Here is a 17,655-nt window from a genome sequence, read left to right as displayed (position 1 = left end):
AGTGACTTATAGCGACGAATACATCAACTTCTATGGTGATCTCTACCTCGCAAACTGGGCCTTACTACAGGCACGTGGCGTGCTCTTTATCACCTTTCTTTCCGCACCGACAGACATTCTGGAAGCGGCTGCTTTCAATTGGCCTTTATCCGATAAACAGACCCTTGATTATGAACGTCTGCTACCCGTCCAGGAGGAGCTGATGGAACGCATTTTTAACGATGAAGCGGATCGTGAAGATGAAGTATTAGCCTCGCAACTGGAAGAGGTCACTGCATCAGGTCCCCACCCGGTAAAGCGGAATGCAGGCCGTCTCTACGAGCCAATGGAGCACAATGCCTTTCCTGCTAAACGGGGGCGTCGGTGCAGCTTTCGCAAGTACCAGGAGGTGTGTGGGTGAGTAAGTACCAGGCCATGTGTCCTGTCTGCGGTGCGTTTGGGGCCCCTGAGATATTTCTGGCTGAGGCGATCAAGCGTGAGGCCATTGCAAAGGCCTTGCGCATGCCACATCCACTGGCCATGCAAGTACAGGTCTACATCGGCCTGTTCAGGCCACCGAAGCGAGGCCACAGCATGGATCGGGTTGAGCGGATCCTTGAAGAGCTGCTGGAGCCAATCGAGGCAGGAAAACTGCGCCGCAATGGCCGTGACTGGCCTGCACCAGTAGAGATATGGAAATACGCACTCGACCAGGTGATCTCACGCCGCAACAAACTCACCCTGCCACTAAAGGATCACGGGTACCTGTTTGAGGTGGTAGCGGGTGAGTCTGATCGAGCAGAGGCCAATGCGGAGAAAAAGCTTGAAGAGCAACGCAAACACCATGTGCGCTCAGGCCCGAAGGAGTCATCAGTTCCATTGGGATACAACCCGGTAGAGGCCTGGAAGCGTGACATGGAGCGCCTGGGGCGCACCGATCTGGTTGAAAAAGTGGAGGGAGCAAAAAGTGAAGAATGAGATCTCATCCGACTCCGTTATCGAAGTGTTGTCACAACACATCGGAAAGCAAAAGGGTATCAGCGCTCAAGAGCTGGCGGAGGCCTGTATGCAGCGTTCTGTTATGCCTGGTGATCTGCGCCAGCTTCGGAAGGTGATTCAGCAGCTGCGTGGTGATGGCCACCACATCTGTGCTCACCCAGCCACCGGCTATTTCATTGCCGAGAATGCCGAGGAACTCGACGCTACCTGTGAATTTCTCTATGACCGTGCAATCAGCAGTTTGAAACAGATTTCACGCATGAAAAAAGTGGCCATGCCTGACATACGTGGTCAGCTGAGGTTGCCGACATGAATCACATCGAGCAAACCCTTGTTGATGTTGCCACGGCGGCACTGATGCGCGGTGGCCACGATGAGACACCGGCCAGGATTATCGCCCTTGAAACTGTGGCTGATGATCTCACCAAACGATCCAAAAATATGCGCGAATACGCAAAGTACGCTGAAGGCAAGACTTACCACCGGGAAATGGAGCAAGCGAATGAGCTGCTCACACGGGCAAATGCCATCATGCAACAGGCCGCTGAACTGCGGGAGAAGAGCAAATGACCATACCAGCAGGTTATAGACAGAATGCCCAGGGCCACCTGGTACCGATTGATAGCATTGCCGAAATTGATCTGGATCGTGATGCCTTGGTCGATGAGGTTTTTCAGGCGGCAGAACAACTCAGGCTGAGCATGGCCGACTTTAAGGCAAAAGCGATGGGGGATGTAGAGGCGTTTGTCGAACTGGCGGCTGAAAAATACGATGCCAAACTGGGGGGATTGAAGGGGAATCTTTCACTCACTTCATTTGATGGCCGTAAAAAAGTCCAGATCTCCATAGGAGATACTATCGCCTTCGATGAGCGGTTGACTATCGCTAAAGCCTTGGTTGATGAATGCATTCATGAGTGGACTGAAGGCTCAAGCAGTGAAATAAAAACACTGGTTGAACACGCCTTCCAGACGGATAAGGAAGGCAAGATCAACACCGGAAGGATACTGGGGCTTACCCGCCTGGCTATCGAACATCCTAAGTGGAAACAGGCTATGGAGGCGATCCGCGACAGCCTAATGGTGGTGTCATCAAAATCCTATATTCGTCTTTATACCCGACCAACCAGAGACCAGAAGTTTCAGCAGATCGGTCTGGATATGGCGTCTGTATAGGGGGTTAATGATGGATACAAGAGCAAGATTCAATATCCACGACCTTCTGAATCTCCTGAGCCATCGGGAAGCAGTGCAACGTGCAGAGAGTGAGCTGGCTGGCAGCAACTGCTCAGTTGAAGACTGGAAAAACACCCTCCAAGAAACGGAGCGCGAAGTACTCAAGGTCTATGAACATTCTGTTCAGCGAGCATTTGATGACATTGTTTTCAAAACAACCGGAGGTATCAACTGATGACAAGTCAACTACCGCAAGCGATATATCCCATATGCCCTGTCTGCCATCGACAAGACAGTGATCCTCTGATGCTGGGTTCAGTAGCCCTTTACCAGTGTGAATTCTGCGATCATGAGTACTTCGCCACCAATGACAATGGGGAGTTAGAAATAGATGCCTTTGTGCGTCCTTAGGAGCTGATTTGTTATGAGTCTGAATGTCAAAGAGTTGCACCGCGAACACCCGGTAGTACAGGCGGCACATAACGATCTGGGTGTGGGGTGCGGCGGTACATTGCCAAAGAAAAGCGCGCAGTTTTCCCCGCATCCCGCACGACCCACTTATTATAAGGAATTATGAAATGAAACCTCTTTTCATACCGCTAAATACTGAGTACTACGAAGCATTTGAAGATGGCTCCAAGACCGAAGAACTACGAATATATGGGCCACGCTGGAACCTCGAAACATGCAGAGAAGGAAGGCCGGTGATCCTCTCCAAAGGGTACGGCAAACAGAACAGGATGAAAGGCCGGATTTGGAAGTTTAAGAAACAACATGGTTCCTTGTTTGGATCAACCTATAAAGCCTCTATTCAGGCTGTGTACGGGACGCTGGATGTTGATATTGCCTGCATCTCTATCACTGACCTGGAGCCTGTTTCCTTATAACAGATGACTAACCAACGTCACGTAGCCCTGGCTAAGATCCATATTGCAAAAAAGGATCTGGGAATGGATGAAGAGACCTACCGCGCCATGCTATGGACGGTTGCTCGTGTCCATTCGGCTGCAGATCTTGATGATGAAGGCCGTCAGGCCGTTCTTGCTCATCTGGTGGCCAGAGGGGCTAAGGTCAGTACTTCTCACCGAGGTGGGCAGAGCAGGCCTCCCGCCAGGGCACGATTCATCCATCACCTATGGAATCGCCTGGCAGATGCGGGGGCTGTTGAGCATAAATCAGGGCTTGGAGCCTGGCTGATGTCCAACACCAAACGATTCCACCCACAGGGTACTGGCTGGTCTAAGCCTGAATTTCTGCCTGATGACCTCAAAAACCAGATCATCGAACAGCTGAAACAGTGGGCTGCAAGGGATGGTGTTAAATGGCGGTAAAAAAAGATGCCCGCTCACGAGGCTGTGAACTTCTGGGTGACCTGGGTGACCATACAATCGCTGTACTGCGAGCCAACACTGAATTACCTGACGACCAGGTAAAATCGGCTGCAAGAAAAATCGTCGATGAAATGAGAGCCAGCTGGGGCGGTCAGTTGATCTATTTCCCAAAAGGAAAGGATCTGGATATCGATGAGCGTGATCGTCGTATGTGGGATGATTTTAACGGCTCAAATCATGCTCAATTAGCTAAGAAGTATGATCTCACCCTCCAGGGAGTCTATCAGCGCCTTCGCTCTATTCGACAAGTGATCCGTGAGGAGGATCAGCCCGATTTGTTCGGTAATTGAGGCCACCCGCCTATTTTGGTATTTCTGAACAGTATTTAATTATCGGCTCCCGTCACTTCCCGTTTCCTTTAGGCTCTTCCCGATTTATCTCAGCTATACCCCTCCATTTATCTCAGGTCGTAACAGGGTGTGCATGTACTTTTGGGTGGTGACGCGTGAGATGGTTGATTCGTGCAACTCAAGTGCTTCAGCGATATCCCTGAGCACCAGTGGTTTCATCGCCTCTGGACCATGCTCAAAAAAGCCGCGTTGCAGTTCAACGATCTTGGTTGCAACACGCAGCAGGGTCTCGTTGCGGCTCACCAGGCTCTTGATAAACCAACGTGCTTCCTGCAGATGATTTTTCAGGTAGTTATTGTCGTCACTGTTATCTGCGCGCCGGATCAAGCGGGCATAATCCGGGTTGACCCGAAGTTTTGGGGCTGCCTCTGCATTGAGGCTGACATGCCAAACGCCCTCCCGCCGCGTTACAAAGACATCCGGGATGACGTACTCGGGTTCAGTTTCAGCGACCATGCTACCAGGGCGCGGAATGAGGGATCGAATCAGTTGGTTGATCGAGCTGAGGGTCTCGTCATCAACCTTCAGTTTGCGTTTGATCTGGTTATGATCTTGCTGTGCCAGTAGATCGAAGTGATCACGTATCAGGCGGGTGGTCATATCCAGGGCGTCATGGGGCTCTGGCAGCTGCTTGAGCTGAATCAGTAGGCACTCTTGCAGATTGCGGGCCGCTACGCCAGGGGGATCAAATTGCTGTATGCGATGCAGAACCGCCTCGACTTCGTCCAGTTCAATGTCCTCGTCACCGAGGCTATCGAGAATCTCCTCCAGATCCGCCCTCAGATACCCATCTTCATCAATACCATCAATAATAGAGAATGCGATGTTTCTATCGCTGTCACTGAAGGGGGTCAGGTTGAGCTGCCAGGTCAGGTAGTCATACAGGGTTCTGGCTGTTCGCCGTTGCCCCAGATAATCGTTATCGCCCGATTCCTTCGCCGCAAGCCCTGAAGAGGGGGGGAGCGTGCTGTCATATACGTCATCCCAGCCACTGTCTACCGGTAACTCTTCCGGCATGGAGGTGGCTTCAGCATTGATCTCTTTCTCATTGTTCTGATCGTTACTGGTGGTTTTGTCGCCCTTTAATGTCTCCCCATTGAGTCCATCCATGGCTGACTGTTGCTCAGCTTGTTTGAATTCTTCCCGGGCGCTGTTGTCTTCCTCGGTTTCCAGCATCAGATTTGAATCTAATGCCTCCTGGATCTCTTGCTTCAGATCCAAAGTAGAGAGTTGCAGCAGGCGTATGGCTTGCTGCAATTGCGGCGTCATTGTGAGGTGCTGGCCGAGGCGAAGCTGGAGCGTTTGCTTCATGCGGGCATCTAAATCTGGTACGTTATTTGTATAGTTTTCACAGTTTCATTCTAGCGTAAAAAGTGAATTTGCGCACAAGGAGAAAATTGATTATTGCTATTAATCAATTGAATGAACGAAATTCAGCTAGAGACTGAACTCTTTGCCCAGGTAGACATCCCGCACCTCCTCATTGGCCAGGATGGTTTCTGGGTCACCTTCTGCCAGTACTTTCCCTTCGCTGATGATATAAGCGCGCTGGCAGATTCCAAGGGTTTCCCGCACGTTATGATCGGTAATCAGGACGCCGATACCCTTAGAGGAGAGGGTGCGAATGATATTCTGGATGTCTTTGACTGAGATGGGGTCAATTCCGGCAAACGGTTCATCGAGCAAGATAAAACGTGGCTCCATCGCTAAGGAGCGGGCAATTTCAAGTCGTCGGCGTTCGCCGCCAGACAGGCTCATCGCCTGGTTATTGCGTAAATGAGTCAGGTTAAAGTCAACCAGTAATGCCTCACAGGCCTCTATCTGTTCGGGCTTTTTGAGTTCTTTTCGGGTCTCGAGGATCGAAAAAATATTGTTGAAGACCGTTAGCTTGCGAAAAATAGAGGGTTCCTGGGCCAGGTAGCCCAATCCCAGCCGGGCTCGTGCATGCATCGGCAAGGCGGTGATATCGTGTCCATCAATGGTGATTGTTCCTCCTTCAGAAGGAATTAATCCAGCCATCATGTAAAAACAGGTGGTTTTGCCGGCACCATTGGGGCCGAGTAGGCCTACGACCTCTCCACTCGATAAATTCAGGGAGACACCATTCACGACAGCGCGTCGGCGATAATGTTTTGCCAGATTCTCAGCAGCTAATACGGTCATTTTTAGATTATTTCTTGCCGCCAATGGTTACACGCACACGTTCTTTGCCCTTGGCGCTGGCGCCTGCCTTGACAACGGCACGTGCTCGATCATAGATAATTTTGTCGCTTTTGAAGGTGTCCTTGCCCTGAATCAGAACAGCGTCGCCCGTCATATTGATGAGTTCGCTATTTGCAAAGTATTCGGTCTTTTTCGCACGGCCTTTAATGGCGCCTTTTCCACTCTCTGTGTCCTGTTTAAATGTAACGGGATTGCCTAGGGCTTCAATGCGATCTGTCTGATTGGCTTGCTGGGTTACGGTGACCTTGTCGGCTTTAAGGATAATACTGCCTTGGGTCAGTTCAACGTTACCCTTGTAGATGCTGATGCCCTGTCTGTCGTCGATCTCGACACTGTCTGCTTCCACGTTGATGGGTTGATCTTTGTCGGACTGGAGTGCGGATGCGAGACTGGGTAGTGCCAGCAGCAAGATTACAATGAGCCATCGGCAAGTGGTGAATGCAGGCTTATGGATTGACTTCATAATGTCCTCTAACATTGGCAAGTAATTTAATGCGCATCGGCTGTTGCAGCCAGATTTGCATGCCTTTGGCGTTGATGCGGTCCTTATTGCTCTTGGCAAATACGTCGGCATCGGTTTCCACGTAATTGTCTCTTGGCTGTACTCTCAGGTCACGGGTGATGATGTGAAATGGCCTGATCCCCGGGGCTGCAGAGCGATCAATTTTAACCGTCCCCTGAAGTAACAGTACGGCCCCGTCTCCCGACAGCCAGCCGGTCTCTGAGTTAACGCGCCAAGGGGGGCGCTCCTGATCATACAGGGTTAGGCGTGGTAATTTGAGTTCTGTGCTGTCGTCATCGATAAAATGTGTCATCCGCTCCGCAACTAAGCGCTTTCCTGGCTTTCCATCGATACCCATCAGGGTGGTGTCGACAGCCTCTAAGTAATAATCAGGCCTGTGTTCCAGTGCGGTATAGTCTGTTTCATCCACTTGACTCTGTTGGGTCAGCCACAGTGTTCCACCCACCAGAAGCAGCAGAATACCACCGACCACAATGTTTTTCTGTTCAATCATGCGCGTTTCATTTCCTGAACTTTAGCGGGTGTGGGTGGTATCAATAGACTATTCATTTAGAGATAAATTTCTCAAAGGCGTTGTCCAGATTGCCTTGCGCTTGCAGAATCAACTCACAAATCTCGCGGGCTGCTCCGCGACCCCCAGGTAGTTTGGTCTGCCAGTGGACGTGCTGTTTCACCAAGTCATGGGCGTCTTGTACGGCAATGGCCAGACCTACCTGGCGCAAAATAGGCAGGTCTACCACATCATCACCGACGTAGGCGATCTGTTCATTCGTCAGTCCCAGTTCATCTCGCAGTGTTTCAAATGCGGGTATCTTGTTCCGTTGTCCTTGATAGACATGCTTGATGCCCAGGCTTTCCATCCTAATCGCCACAACTTTGGATGTGCGGCCTGTGATAATGCCGATCTCGACACCGCTCTTCTGCAGCAGTTTCATTCCGAGACCGTCTTTTGAGTTGAAGGCCTTGTACTCTTGACCATCATCACCCAGGTAGAGGGTACTGTCGGTCAGTACGCCATCCACATCGAAGATGATCAGTTCGATCCGTTTGGCTCGTTTTAGAATCTCCTGCATCTGTTTCATCCTTCTACTGCTTTAACTGGACTCAGGTAGGTACTTTTATCAGAAGATGCCCGCAAGCAACAAGGTATGCATATTGAGGGCGCCGATTGGTATCTGCTGTTCATTGACAACAAACAGTGAGTTGATCTTCTTTTCCTGCATCAACTTAAGCACTTCTGCCGCGAGCATATCCGTCGTGGCAGTGGTGCCTCCTGGCGTCATGACCTCAGAAACGAGCGCGTTGCGTATATCGATATCCCGATCAAGCGTGCGCCGCAGATCGCCGTCAGTGTAGATGCCTTTGATGCGACCTGATTCATCGACGACGGCGGTCATGCCGAGCCCTTTGTTGGTCATCTCAAGGAGGGCATCACGCAGACTCGCCAGCTCAGATACCTGCGGGATGTTGTGGCCGGTAACCATGACATCGCTCACCATCAACAGCAGGCGACGGCCCAGACTTCCACCTGGATGTGATCGGGCAAAGTCCTGCTCTGTAAAACCTTTTGATTCCAGTAGTGCGACCGCTAGGGCATCCCCCATTGCCAGGGTGGCGGTGGTACTGGAGGTTGGTGCAAGATTGAGCGGGCAGGCCTCCTGTTCCACACTGACGTCAATGTGCACATCAGACTGAATGGCCAGGGTCGACTGTGGATTTCCGGTCAAGGCGATCAACGGAATTCCCAGGCGTTTTATCAGTGGCAGGATGGTGAGGATTTCTGCCGTCTCGCCCGAATTGGAGAGGGCTAAGACGACATCCTTGGCCGTAATCATACCCAGATCGCCATGACTGGCCTCGCCCGGATGGACAAAAAAAGCCGGGCTACCGGTGCTCGCCAAGGTGGCGGCTATTTTGCTGCCAATGTGCCCTGACTTGCCCATGCCGGTAACCACGATGCGGTCTTCACAATTCAACATGTAGCCACAAGCTTGGGCGAAATCACCATTAATGCGACTCGCCAGTGCCTGGATAGCGGCGGCCTCGTTGTGAATCACGGCAAGGCCAAGGGCCTGGAGTTTTTTTGCCTCTTCAGGAGAGGGTGTGCAATCCTGATTCATATATAGTGTTGTTCTGCGGTCTGATAATAGGCTGTCGGTGCTTGCACCGGAACCTCTTTTGCTTGCATGAAGAGTACCGCCTGATAGCCGACAAAGGCCAGTATCAGCAATAGCCCCTCAAAGCGATTGATTCGTCCTGCACTGCCAAAGCCGTAGCCCATGACAAACAGCGCAAGCGTCAAGCCTATCATTACGGGCATGTCCCTGGACAAGACCATGGGATCAAAGGCTCCAGGTGCAATCAAGCCTGGCATGGCCAGAACGGCAAGCAGATTATACATGTTGGAACCGAGTACGTTGCCAATGGCAATGTCATGTTCATTTTTCAAGGCACTCATAATGCTGGCAGCTAACTCGGGCAGGCTTGTCCCCAGTGCCACGATGGTGAGACCAATCACCAGGTCACTGACGCCGTAGGCCGTGGCAATGTTCACTGCACCCCAGACCAGTATGCGAGAGCTGAAAAGCAATAGTGCCAAACCCAGGGTAAAGCTAAATACAGCCTTACCTGTACTCATCGTCTCAGGCATCTCAGCAATGATCTCGGCGTTCATCGGATCACTTGCCAGGCTGCGCATGCTGATTCGGACCATGGCAAATAGCATGGCCACCAGGCCAACCAGTAGTATCAATCCATCACTCACGCCCAGTATGCCGTCCAGTAGTAGGACCAGTGTACCCAGGCAAACAGCGAGCAGCATCGGGTACTCACGGCGTAAGGTTTCCGATCTAACACAGAGTGGTGCGATCAGGGCGGTGCAGCCCAGGATAAAGCCGATGTTGGCGATGTTGGACCCGAGGGCATTGCCGATAGCGAGCCCGGAATTTCCCTGTATCGCGGCCATCGTCGACACCAGGACCTCAGGTGCTGAGGTGCCGAACCCAACAATGGTCAAGCCGATGATCATGGGGGGGAGTCCCAGATTGTTGGCAATGGAGGAGGCACCACTGACAAATTTGTCCGCACCCCAGACCAAGAGGGCGAAACCAGCGATTATTGCGAGAATCTCGAGAAGCATAAAGAGGGCTGCGAAGGGTTAGCTATCCGATATTTTTTGGGCCGGGATTGGCGCAGGCATTGTTTCAGACCTGATGAATATTGTCCAAGTTTCTTGGGAGGAAATTCCCCGGAAAAACGCATTGGGGAAGTGAGTGGTGCTATTCGGCCCGGTTCCGCGTTGCTCCGCAACGGGTGCAGCGGTAGCGATTGAGCAATTTTCCCTGTTTGACATCAAACACCTGCGCTTTATCGATGGACCACTTATGATGGCCATTCCGACAGAGTGTATTTCCCTTGTGACGTACACTGGCCTTGGGCTTTTTAAAAGGGAGGATATTTGACATATCAATCGATATAAAATTCCTGCTTCAGTGTTGCCTTGGCAGCACGTTCGCTTCCCTCGGGTGTGATCTCCAGGACGAAGGTGAGCATCTCGCCATCCACGATCGGAAAATCGCCAATATAGTAGATAGCATTGCCTTCTTGAATCTGCTTCAGATCAATATGGTGCCGACGCCCAATCAGGTTTATGGCATAGGCCGAAACATTAGCGCTGACGGGTTGGCCTGTTGTTCCTGGCACATCCTTTATCACGCTGATATTCAAGAGCCCGCGATATTTGCTGCGGGTGATTTTATAACTGCTGGCTACGTCGGGTGTGAGTATTGCCGTGGGTATGGCGTTATGGTGGATGGTAAAGCCATTAAACTGTGTGCTGTTCTCAGCCATTGTGGCTGTTGCCAGTAGCAACAAGGTGAGAAAAGTGGCGACGCGAATTTTCTGGGCTAACATGGTCTTGCCTCGATATACAGTGTGTTGTTAACTAACTTGACACGCTGCATTAAGGATAGCCTTTTATAGCGGGGGTGGAAATTGTTTATGCTGGCAGTGACCTTGTTAGCTGCCTGTTTTTCTCTCTGAAACGAGCTTTGGTTTGGGCCGTTCTGTGCCATCCAGTGGGTAGTTGGCATTCAGTGTATTGTGGATGTTGCGCAATATTGTCAGTTGCTTGGCAACAGCATTATGCTGATTTTCCAGCTCATTAACCCGTGACTCAAGGGTATCCCGTGAGCGACTGATTTTTTGCAGATCGAACAAGCGACGCTCCATCATCTCCTTGTGTTCGCGAATCTGGAAAGTGAGGGGTTCGAGCGCAGTGCTGAGCCAGGTGTCAACCTCTTGCCTGGCCTGGAAAAATATATCTCGGGCACGGCTAACCATGGCGACAAAGAATCGCTTCACCACAAAGTGCTTCTCGGTCATCGCGGTTACAGGGCTTTTGCGGAAGATCTCCGCCTCTTGATAAAGCATCTCCAGTTCAACCCGATAACGCATGATTGAGAACATCTTGGGTTGTACAACAGAAAAGCCGTGTTCATTCTGAAATCGCCGGTAGATGCTGCGGATCAGTTTTCTTGCCTGCTCACTCTGATCCACCACGATCTGCATGTTTCCGCGCATGTCATCAAACAGAGACCGCATGCTGGATTGCAGTCCCAGGGTAGTCCAGTTATCGGCCATGGCATTGTGCGTGGCATTGATGGAGCGTTCCAGCTTCTTTAAGTCCAAGGCTTCCCTGAGTGTAGTGGCTTGGTCTTTAAGAATCTTCCGGCTCGCCTGAAAGCTGTTCACATTGCGCATGTACTCCGCTTGTTCATTGCGGGTTTTGATCATCATGTGCTCTATCATGTCTTGGCTCTTGCCACTGAGTTGGCGCAACTCATCCAGTTGAGACTGAATGCCATTCAGCTTGGTCACCACAATACCTCGGGTGTTTTCTACCATTTGGCTGATTTCAGCCGTTACAGTGTCTTTGATGATCTCCTGCCGGGAATCCATGATGTCGTTCGACAGATAATGCTCAAGCTCAAGTAGCCGGCTCTGTTCCATCAGCTGGCTGTCTTGCTTGATCTTGGCCAGCAGACCCTTATGTGCAGAAACCGGGAAGATGGCATTACGGCTGACGCCAAGAATTTGGGCGGTGTGATTGCGTTGCCGGTTTATGGCGTCGTCAATACTTTCCTGGTCTTGCAGTTCATCCCAGAGCGTATCGATCTTGTTCAGTACCACCATCAAGCCGCGTTGGCGACTGCGGTGAAAACCCTTGATGTGATTCTGCCACATCTCCAAATCACTGCGTGTGACACCGGCATCCGCCCCCAGTACAAATAGGACGGCCTGTGCCGAGGGGAGCATTTTCAGTGTCAGTTCCGGCTCACTTCCCAGTGCGTTGAGTCCGGGTGTATCGAGAATCGTCAGTCCCTGCTTCAGTAAAGGGTGAGGGAAGCTGATCATGGCATGACGCCATTTTGGGATCTCGACAAAATCGGGTGGCCGACTCTGATTGGGGTGCTGTTGCGGATCGTACATGCCCAGGCGTACCGCCTCTGCGAGCGTTACTTTACGGGTCTTGATCACTTCCTGTAAGCAGTCTTCAACCTGGTCCACTGATTCCAGGTCCAGTGGGTAGGTAACCCAAAGGGCCGGTTTTTTCTTCAGTTCACGAATGCCGGTATCCTGGAGGCGGGTCTCGATTGGGAGCAGTCGCACATAGGCCTGATCGGCCTTTTGGTCATAGAACAGCTCTGTTGGGCACATGGTCGTGCGACCGGCTGTAGAGGGGAGGAGTCGACGACCAAAATCAGAGAAGAAGATGGCATTGATCAATTCGGTCTTGCCACGGGAAAACTCTGCAACAAAGGCGATGGTGAGTCGATCGCTATAGAGCGATGCCAGGCACTCCCTGATCCTTTTTTCGCTCTCTGCTGTGGCCAGACGGTGTTTGCTCAGCCAGCTAAAATAGAGCTTGACCGTGCGGATGATGTCCGCCTTCCAATGCTCATAGGCCTTGAGCTTCTGTTCCAATCGCGATCGTTCCACAGAGTTTTCCTTTTATTGCATTACCCGATATTACTACAGGGATATCTCACTATTCGAGAAATTATAGGTAGTATATTGGCTACTGCTTTGAATTTTTGAGGAAAACTTTTCAGTTTTTTGTGGGTTTTGTGAGGGGGATTGGAAATTTCACCGGCTTTTCAATGCGGAAGCCTTTGTTTTTGCAGCTTTCTCCTGAGACTAAGGTGACCTGGTCTCTGCCGACACCAAAGGCTTTTGCCAGAAAGCGTATCAGGTGCGCATTGGCCTTGCCCTCGACAGGCGGTGCAGTAATACGCAGCTTGTACTGTTCGCCATAGGGTGCTACGAACTCATCCTTGCTTGCTCTTGGCTGGACCCTGAGAGAGATATAGAGGTTTTCTCCCTCCCAGCGGAACCACTGTTCACTCACCGATAGGCCTCAATTCAGAGAAACAGGTTTGTAACAAGCAGCTGCATGGGCGGGAGTAGTAGCATCTTTAACAGCTGTAAGCCAACAAGAACAACCATAGGTGACAGGTCAAGCCCACTAATCGGTGGTATGAGGCGTTGTGCCGGTCTTAAGATGGGCTGGGTAATGCTGTGCAGCAGTGCGGTTGCTGGATTGTAATTGCCTGGATTGACCCAGCTCAGAATGACTTGTATCAAAATGGCAAACAGGAAAAAGTTTATCGCAAGCTCAAGCAGGTCTGGGATCGCAAAGGCCAGGGCGGCAAGTGGATGAGCCCCCTTACCAGAAACCAGCATGATGAGGGTGAGTTCAATCGATTTGAGCAGGAGCATCAGGACGATTGAGGCCACATCAATACCCGAGATTCCCGGTATGATTCTCCGTAGTGGTCGAAGGGCCGGGGTGGTCACTTTTACAGCAAACTGGGAGATTGGATTATAGAAATCCGCATGAACCAGTTGCAGGATAAAACGTAACATCACCACCATGATATAGAGGTCGAATATTATCTGGATCAAAAACGCCAGTGGATCGGTGAGATAGTTACTGCCCATCAGTGATTGCCTAATAGCTCTGATAGCTCTTCTGAGCGTTGGCGGGCACCCGTAAGCGCTTCGGAGAACAGCGCTTTCAGATTACCCTGCTCCAGTATCTCCAAGGCGCGCTCTGTGGTGCCGCCCGGGGAGGTGACTTTTTTCCTGAGTGTAGCGGGTCCGTCACTGCTTTCGATCGCCATGCGGGCAGCGCCCAGAGCTGTCTGAATCGTTAACAGGCGCGCGGTGTCAGCGGGAAGTCCATTGTCGATGGCCGCCGCCTCCATTGCTTCCATAACCAGGAAGAAATAAGCGGGTCCACTGCCTGACAGCGCCGTTGCTACATCCATTAGGTCCTCGTTATCTACCCAGCGGGTGAGGCCGACTGCTCGAAGTATCGACTCAGCCAAGTCACGCTGATCATCTGACACGCCCAGACCGGCATGCAGTGCGGTTGCTCCCGCTTGCAACATGGCCGGAGTGTTGGGCATGGTACGAACCAAGGCGATATCGCCACCCAGCCATTGCTGCATGTCCTTTTCCCGGATGCCGGCTGCAATGGAGACAACCAGTGGTTGTTGTTGTTGAACGGCGTCTGCCAGGTCGCAGCAAATTGTCTTTAATATCTGAGGTTTGACTGCCAGTACCAGTACATCCGCCTGTTTGACGGCTGCGTGATTGTTCTGGGCAGACAGAATGCCAAAACGTGCTGACAGATCAGCCAGCTTTTCGCTGTCTGGGTCACTGGCTATGATTTTTTTCGGGTTGTAGCCATCAGCGACCAGGCCAGCAATGAGGCTGGTTGCCATGTTTCCGCTACCAATAAAGGCGATCATCTTGTTTTTCATAGTGGTTGTTCAACTTGTAGCTAATACAGATGCCCGGAGGCTTTGTTCATATCCTATCGCATTCGTATGCGCTGACATATCCCTGAGCGTTCATTTGGCCGGATAGTTTCTTGGACCAAAGATGGCGGTGCCTATCCTGACAAGGGTAGATCCTTCCGCAATGGCGGCCTCTAAATCGTCACTCATGCCCATGGACAGTGTCTCCAGCGGCATGGCTTCAGTGGCCAGTTGGTCACGTAGGAGACGCAATGTTTTAAACGGTTGGCGCTGCTCCTCCAGATTTTCAGCGGGGGCAGGCAGGGTCATGAAGCCCCTGAGTAATAATCGGGGGTAATGCGCCATCTCATCAATGATGCACTTTGCCTGTTCAGGGGAAAGTCCGGCCTTACTCTCTTCGTCATCTATTTTGATCTGCAAGCAGATATTGAGTGGCGGTAGAGCCTTCGGTCGTTGCTCATTCAGTCGCTTAATCTGTTTGACGCTGTCGATACTGTGAACCCAGTCGAAGTTTTCTGCTATGGACCGGGTCTTGTTTCCCTGTATCCTGCCTATGAAGTGCCATTCGATTTGCAGTGCCTTGAGTTGGTCGATCTTGATCAGGGCTTCCTGGATGTAGCTCTCGCCAAAGCGGTGTTGCCCTGCGGTGACGGCCAAGGCGATCTCTTCAGCGGGTCGGGTCTTGCTTACTGCAAGAAGGCTCACTGAATCGGCATCACGATGATACTTTTTTATGGCGTGCTGGATCTGTTGATTTACTGCTTCAAGGCGCGTATTGATTGCGGACATGATCTTGGTGAGCCTGTGTGTCTATAATAGGGTATGGGTGAACGGGTTTTACTGTTTAGCTATTAAAACAAAAAAACGCCAGATTCCCCAATTGCGGCCGCTATCCGTTCAGGGAGACGTCCAGGATGGCTGGTAGTGAGGGTGTTGGCGTCTCATATGCAAATAACACAATAACGGGAGATGGGGTGTATGGATATTGCTGAGCTTCTTGCCTTTAGCGTTAAGCATGAGGCCTCAGACTTGCACATTTCTGCGGGACTGCCGCCGATGATCCGGGTTGATGGCGATATTCGCCGGATCAATGTGCCAGCGCTGGATCACAAAGTCGTACATGGTTTGGTGTATGACATCATGAACGATAAACAGCGGAAAGATTACGAAGAGTTTCTTGAGACGGATTTTTCGTTTGAAATTCCAGGGCTTGCCCGATTCCGTGTGAATGCCTTCAATCAGGATCGCGGTGCCTCTGCGGTGTTTCGTACCATTCCTGCCAAGGTGTTGACCCTGGAAGATCTGGGTTGTCCGGAAACCTTTAAGGACATCGTCAATGTTCCACGGGGGTTGGTGTTGGTGACAGGGCCTACCGGTTCTGGTAAATCCACCACACTTGCGGCGATGATGGATTACAAAAATGACACCGAGTATGGCCATATTCTGACCATTGAGGATCCTATCGAGTTTGTCCATACCAGTAAAAAATGTCTGATTAACCAGCGCGAAGTGCATCGGGACACCCTTGGTTTCTCGGAGGCCCTGCGTTCTGCGTTACGTGAGGACCCAGATATCATTCTGGTGGGCGAGTTGCGCGATCTGGAGACCATTCGTCTTGCGCTGACGGCAGCTGAGACCGGGCACTTGGTGTTTGGTACCTTGCATACCAGTTCAGCGGCCAAGACCATTGACCGGATTATTGACGTATTTCCAGCCGGTGAGAAATCAATGGTGCGTTCCATGCTTTCTGAATCATTGCGCTCGGTAATTGCCCAGACGCTGATGAAGAAGGTGGGTGGTGGTCGAACTGCGGCTTGGGAGATCATGGTGGGTACTCCGGCAATTCGCAATCTGATTCGTGAAGACAAAGTGGCGCAGATGTATTCGGCCATCCAGACTGGGCAAGCAACAGGTATGCAGACGCTTGATCAGCATCTTCAGGAGTTGGTGAAAAAGGGTATGATTAGTCGGTTGGATGCGCGTATGAAGGCGGCCAACAAAGAGATTTTCTCCTGATCTAGTGCAGTTTATGGAACCGGCTCATAGCCGGTAGCGAGGGAAAAGTGGATTTTAATGCAATATTGAATTTAATGGCCCAGAAAAAGGCCTCGGATCTCTTTGTTACCGCCGGTATGCCGCCTTGCATAAAGGTCAATGGCCGCATTATGCCTGTATCGAAGAGCAAATTCAGTGATGAGCAAGCCAAGGAGCTTGTCGTCAGCATCATGTCACCTGCCCAGCGGGAAGAGTTTTCCCAGACCAATGAGTGTAACTTTGCCGTCAGCTCAAAAGGTGCGGGACGCTTCCGTGTGAGTGCCTTTGTACAGCGTGATGCGGTGGGTATGGTGTTGCGGCGGATTGAGACCCGCATCCCAGAGATCCACGATCTGCTGCTTCCCCCTATATTGAAAGATCTTGCGCTGGCGAAACGGGGGCTGGTGATTTTTGCCGGGGCAACCGGTACGGGTAAATCCACCTCCCTTGCCTCACTGGTCGGGTATCGAAACCGCAACAGTTCGGGTCATATCATTACCATCGAAGATCCGATCGAGTTTATTCATAATCACGATGGCTGCATCATCACCCAGCGTGAAGTGGGCATTGATACCGAATCTTACCAAGTAGCCCTGAAGAATACCCTGCGGCAAGCACCCGATGTGATTTTGATTGGTGAAATCCGTACCCGCGAGACGATGGATCACGCGATCGCCTTTGCCGAAACTGGCCATCTGGTACTGTCCACGCTCCATGCCAATAACGCCAATCAGGCGCTGGATCGTATTATTAACTTCTTCCCGGAGGATCGGCGGGATCAGGTATTTATGGATCTCTCATTGAATCTGCGGGCTATAGTGGCCCAGCAATTGGTGCGGCGGCCGGATGGCAAGAGTCGTCGCCCGGTGGTAGAGACGCTGATCAATACCCCTCTGGCTGCGGATTTGATTCGCAAAGGGGAGGTGCATAAGCTGAAAGATCTGATGAAGCGCTCTACCGAACAGGGCATGATGACGTTTGATCAGGCGCTGTATAAACTCTATACCGAAGGTGAGATCACCTACGAAGACGCCATCTTGCATGCTGACTCGGCCAATGAGGTGCGGTTGATGATCAAGTTGGGTGGTACAGACGCGGAGCGCTATGCCGCTCGAATGAACACCGTTACCCTGCTGGACCAGGAAGAGGGCTGAC

General features: G+C 51.4%; 26 protein-coding genes. 13 read left to right on the top strand and 13 right to left on the bottom strand.

The window, feature by feature from the left end; genetic code table 11:
• Position 1: 1 nt before the first annotated feature.
• The 11 genes from FHP88_RS15570 to FHP88_RS15530 are packed head-to-tail and all read left to right on the top strand — an operon-like array spanning position 2 to position 3,834.
• Positions 2-400, top strand: coding sequence for a hypothetical protein (locus FHP88_RS15570; protein ID WP_144360009.1), 399 nt, complete (start codon positions 2-4; stop codon positions 398-400).
• On the top strand, positions 397-957 hold the full coding sequence (locus tag FHP88_RS15565) for a hypothetical protein (protein WP_144360008.1): 561 nt from the start codon (positions 397-399) through the stop codon (positions 955-957). Before FHP88_RS15570 ends, FHP88_RS15565 begins: the two co-directional genes overlap by 4 nt.
• The gene (locus FHP88_RS15560) at positions 947-1,291 is read left to right on the top strand and encodes a hypothetical protein (protein WP_144360007.1); all 345 of its coding nucleotides are present in this window, start codon (positions 947-949) and stop codon (positions 1,289-1,291) included. Before FHP88_RS15565 ends, FHP88_RS15560 begins: the two co-directional genes overlap by 11 nt.
• Positions 1,288-1,548, top strand: coding sequence for a hypothetical protein (locus FHP88_RS15555; protein ID WP_144360006.1), 261 nt, complete (start codon positions 1,288-1,290; stop codon positions 1,546-1,548). Before FHP88_RS15560 ends, FHP88_RS15555 begins: the two co-directional genes overlap by 4 nt.
• Positions 1,545-2,153: a DUF3164 family protein gene (locus FHP88_RS15550; RefSeq protein WP_144360005.1), complete on the top strand. Its 609-nt coding sequence runs from the start codon at positions 1,545-1,547 to the stop codon at positions 2,151-2,153. The genes FHP88_RS15555 and FHP88_RS15550 overlap by 4 nt, the downstream gene beginning before the upstream one ends.
• Before the next feature lie 10 nt (positions 2,154-2,163).
• Positions 2,164-2,388 (top strand): hypothetical protein, encoded by a 225-nt coding sequence (locus FHP88_RS15545; RefSeq protein WP_186297753.1) that lies wholly within the window; start codon positions 2,164-2,166, stop codon positions 2,386-2,388.
• Positions 2,388-2,564, top strand: coding sequence for a hypothetical protein (locus tag FHP88_RS19210; protein ID WP_186297752.1), 177 nt, complete (start codon positions 2,388-2,390; stop codon positions 2,562-2,564). Before FHP88_RS15545 ends, FHP88_RS19210 begins: the two co-directional genes overlap by 1 nt.
• Before the next feature lie 13 nt (positions 2,565-2,577).
• Positions 2,578-2,730: a hypothetical protein gene (locus FHP88_RS19205; RefSeq protein WP_186297751.1), complete on the top strand. Its 153-nt coding sequence runs from the start codon at positions 2,578-2,580 to the stop codon at positions 2,728-2,730.
• A 1-nt stretch (position 2,731) separates the two neighbouring features.
• On the top strand, positions 2,732-3,040 hold the full coding sequence (locus tag FHP88_RS15540; protein WP_144360003.1) for a hypothetical protein: 309 nt from the start codon (positions 2,732-2,734) through the stop codon (positions 3,038-3,040).
• A 3-nt stretch (positions 3,041-3,043) separates the two neighbouring features.
• Positions 3,044-3,484, top strand: a complete 441-nt coding sequence (locus FHP88_RS15535; RefSeq protein WP_144360002.1) for a regulatory protein GemA — start codon at positions 3,044-3,046, stop codon at positions 3,482-3,484.
• The gene (locus FHP88_RS15530; RefSeq protein ID WP_144360001.1) at positions 3,475-3,834 is read left to right on the top strand and encodes a Mor transcription activator family protein; all 360 of its coding nucleotides are present in this window, start codon (positions 3,475-3,477) and stop codon (positions 3,832-3,834) included. The genes FHP88_RS15535 and FHP88_RS15530 overlap by 10 nt, the downstream gene beginning before the upstream one ends.
• Before the next feature lie 93 nt (positions 3,835-3,927).
• Here the strand turns inward: FHP88_RS15530 and FHP88_RS15525 are convergent, their stop codons facing one another.
• The 13 genes from FHP88_RS15525 to FHP88_RS15460 form a co-directional block, all read right to left on the bottom strand.
• Complete coding sequence (locus tag FHP88_RS15525; RefSeq protein WP_144360000.1) at positions 3,928-5,205, bottom strand: RNA polymerase factor sigma-54; 1,278 nt, start codon at positions 5,203-5,205, stop codon at positions 3,928-3,930.
• A 126-nt stretch (positions 5,206-5,331) separates the two neighbouring features.
• The gene (gene lptB / locus FHP88_RS15520; RefSeq protein ID WP_144359999.1) at positions 5,332-6,057 is read right to left on the bottom strand and encodes an LPS export ABC transporter ATP-binding protein; all 726 of its coding nucleotides are present in this window, start codon (positions 6,055-6,057) and stop codon (positions 5,332-5,334) included.
• Positions 6,058-6,064: 7 nt separating this feature from the next.
• A complete protein-coding gene (gene lptA, locus FHP88_RS15515; protein WP_186297750.1) occupies positions 6,065-6,580 on the bottom strand; it encodes a lipopolysaccharide transport periplasmic protein LptA in 516 nt (171 codons plus the stop codon).
• Entirely contained in the window at positions 6,564-7,133 is a 570-nt protein-coding gene (lptC, locus tag FHP88_RS15510) for an LPS export ABC transporter periplasmic protein LptC (RefSeq protein WP_144359997.1), read from the bottom strand. The genes lptA and lptC overlap by 17 nt, the downstream gene beginning before the upstream one ends.
• A gap of 52 nt (positions 7,134-7,185) precedes the next feature.
• Positions 7,186-7,713 (bottom strand): 3-deoxy-manno-octulosonate-8-phosphatase KdsC, encoded by a 528-nt coding sequence (gene kdsC, locus FHP88_RS15505; protein WP_144360136.1) that lies wholly within the window; start codon positions 7,711-7,713, stop codon positions 7,186-7,188.
• Between the two features lie 48 nt (positions 7,714-7,761).
• On the bottom strand, positions 7,762-8,760 hold the full coding sequence (locus FHP88_RS15500; RefSeq protein ID WP_144359996.1) for a KpsF/GutQ family sugar-phosphate isomerase: 999 nt from the start codon (positions 8,758-8,760) through the stop codon (positions 7,762-7,764).
• The gene (locus tag FHP88_RS15495) at positions 8,757-9,779 is read right to left on the bottom strand and encodes a calcium/sodium antiporter (RefSeq protein ID WP_144359995.1); all 1,023 of its coding nucleotides are present in this window, start codon (positions 9,777-9,779) and stop codon (positions 8,757-8,759) included. The genes FHP88_RS15500 and FHP88_RS15495 overlap by 4 nt, the downstream gene beginning before the upstream one ends.
• 326 nt (positions 9,780-10,105) lie before the next feature.
• The gene (locus FHP88_RS15485; RefSeq protein WP_260843336.1) at positions 10,106-10,552 is read right to left on the bottom strand and encodes a DUF4426 domain-containing protein; all 447 of its coding nucleotides are present in this window, start codon (positions 10,550-10,552) and stop codon (positions 10,106-10,108) included.
• Between the two features lie 105 nt (positions 10,553-10,657).
• Positions 10,658-12,640 carry a dynamin family protein gene (locus FHP88_RS15480; protein ID WP_144359993.1) on the bottom strand — a complete coding sequence of 661 codons (1,983 nt, stop codon included), beginning with the start codon at positions 12,638-12,640 and terminating at the stop codon, positions 10,658-10,660.
• Between the two features lie 109 nt (positions 12,641-12,749).
• The gene (locus FHP88_RS15475; protein ID WP_144359992.1) at positions 12,750-13,049 is read right to left on the bottom strand and encodes a DUF167 family protein; all 300 of its coding nucleotides are present in this window, start codon (positions 13,047-13,049) and stop codon (positions 12,750-12,752) included.
• A 14-nt stretch (positions 13,050-13,063) separates the two neighbouring features.
• Positions 13,064-13,642, bottom strand: coding sequence for a YggT family protein (locus FHP88_RS15470; protein ID WP_186297749.1), 579 nt, complete (start codon positions 13,640-13,642; stop codon positions 13,064-13,066).
• Entirely contained in the window at positions 13,642-14,469 is an 828-nt protein-coding gene (proC, locus tag FHP88_RS15465; RefSeq protein ID WP_144359990.1) for a pyrroline-5-carboxylate reductase, read from the bottom strand. Before proC ends, FHP88_RS15470 begins: the two co-directional genes overlap by 1 nt.
• Positions 14,470-14,559: 90 nt before the next feature.
• On the bottom strand, positions 14,560-15,255 hold the full coding sequence (locus FHP88_RS15460) for a YggS family pyridoxal phosphate-dependent enzyme (RefSeq protein WP_144359989.1): 696 nt from the start codon (positions 15,253-15,255) through the stop codon (positions 14,560-14,562).
• 189 nt (positions 15,256-15,444) lie between these two features.
• On the opposite strand from FHP88_RS15460, the gene FHP88_RS15455 reads away from it, so the two are divergent.
• Positions 15,445-16,482: a type IV pilus twitching motility protein PilT gene (locus tag FHP88_RS15455; protein ID WP_144359988.1), complete on the top strand. Its 1,038-nt coding sequence runs from the start codon at positions 15,445-15,447 to the stop codon at positions 16,480-16,482.
• A gap of 47 nt (positions 16,483-16,529) precedes the next feature.
• Entirely contained in the window at positions 16,530-17,654 is a 1,125-nt protein-coding gene (locus FHP88_RS15450; protein ID WP_144359987.1) for a PilT/PilU family type 4a pilus ATPase, read from the top strand.
• Position 17,655: the final 1 nt, after the last annotated feature.

It is taken from the genome of Sedimenticola selenatireducens, assembly GCF_007625115.1.
In the GTDB taxonomy this organism is placed as follows: domain Bacteria; phylum Pseudomonadota; class Gammaproteobacteria; order Chromatiales; family Chromatiaceae; genus Sedimenticola; species Sedimenticola selenatireducens_A.
This window is presented reverse-complemented; position numbering and strand designations above follow the sequence as displayed.

Bases quoted from the DNA above. Each gene is read 5' to 3' on its own strand.
- lptA (WP_186297750.1), bottom strand. From the start codon at position 6,580: ATGAAGTCAATCCATAAGCCTGCATTCACCACTTGCCGATGGCTCATT.
- kdsC (WP_144360136.1), bottom strand. From the start codon at position 7,713: ATGCAGGAGATTCTAAAACGAGCCAAACGGATCGAACTGATCATCTTC.
- lptC (WP_144359997.1), bottom strand. From the start codon at position 7,133: ATGATTGAACAGAAAAACATTGTGGTCGGTGGTATTCTGCTGCTTCTG.
- FHP88_RS15495 (WP_144359995.1), bottom strand. From the start codon at position 9,779: ATGCTTCTCGAGATTCTCGCAATAATCGCTGGTTTCGCCCTCTTGGTC.
- FHP88_RS15485 (WP_260843336.1), bottom strand. From the start codon at position 10,552: ATGTTAGCCCAGAAAATTCGCGTCGCCACTTTTCTCACCTTGTTGCTA.
- FHP88_RS15500 (WP_144359996.1), bottom strand. From the start codon at position 8,760: ATGAATCAGGATTGCACACCCTCTCCTGAAGAGGCAAAAAAACTCCAG.
- FHP88_RS15525 (WP_144360000.1), bottom strand. From the start codon at position 5,205: ATGAAGCAAACGCTCCAGCTTCGCCTCGGCCAGCACCTCACAATGACG.
- FHP88_RS15535 (WP_144360002.1), top strand. From the start codon at position 3,044: ATGACTAACCAACGTCACGTAGCCCTGGCTAAGATCCATATTGCAAAA.
- FHP88_RS15545 (WP_186297753.1), top strand. From the start codon at position 2,164: ATGGATACAAGAGCAAGATTCAATATCCACGACCTTCTGAATCTCCTG.
- FHP88_RS15470 (WP_186297749.1), bottom strand. From the start codon at position 13,642: ATGGGCAGTAACTATCTCACCGATCCACTGGCGTTTTTGATCCAGATA.
- FHP88_RS15550 (WP_144360005.1), top strand. From the start codon at position 1,545: ATGACCATACCAGCAGGTTATAGACAGAATGCCCAGGGCCACCTGGTA.
- FHP88_RS19210 (WP_186297752.1), top strand. From the start codon at position 2,388: ATGACAAGTCAACTACCGCAAGCGATATATCCCATATGCCCTGTCTGC.
- FHP88_RS15460 (WP_144359989.1), bottom strand. From the start codon at position 15,255: ATGTCCGCAATCAATACGCGCCTTGAAGCAGTAAATCAACAGATCCAG.
- proC (WP_144359990.1), bottom strand. From the start codon at position 14,469: ATGAAAAACAAGATGATCGCCTTTATTGGTAGCGGAAACATGGCAACC.
- lptB (WP_144359999.1), bottom strand. From the start codon at position 6,057: ATGACCGTATTAGCTGCTGAGAATCTGGCAAAACATTATCGCCGACGC.
- FHP88_RS15530 (WP_144360001.1), top strand. From the start codon at position 3,475: ATGGCGGTAAAAAAAGATGCCCGCTCACGAGGCTGTGAACTTCTGGGT.
- FHP88_RS19205 (WP_186297751.1), top strand. From the start codon at position 2,578: ATGAGTCTGAATGTCAAAGAGTTGCACCGCGAACACCCGGTAGTACAG.
- FHP88_RS15455 (WP_144359988.1), top strand. From the start codon at position 15,445: ATGGATATTGCTGAGCTTCTTGCCTTTAGCGTTAAGCATGAGGCCTCA.
- FHP88_RS15540 (WP_144360003.1), top strand. From the start codon at position 2,732: ATGAAACCTCTTTTCATACCGCTAAATACTGAGTACTACGAAGCATTT.
- FHP88_RS15555 (WP_144360006.1), top strand. From the start codon at position 1,288: ATGAATCACATCGAGCAAACCCTTGTTGATGTTGCCACGGCGGCACTG.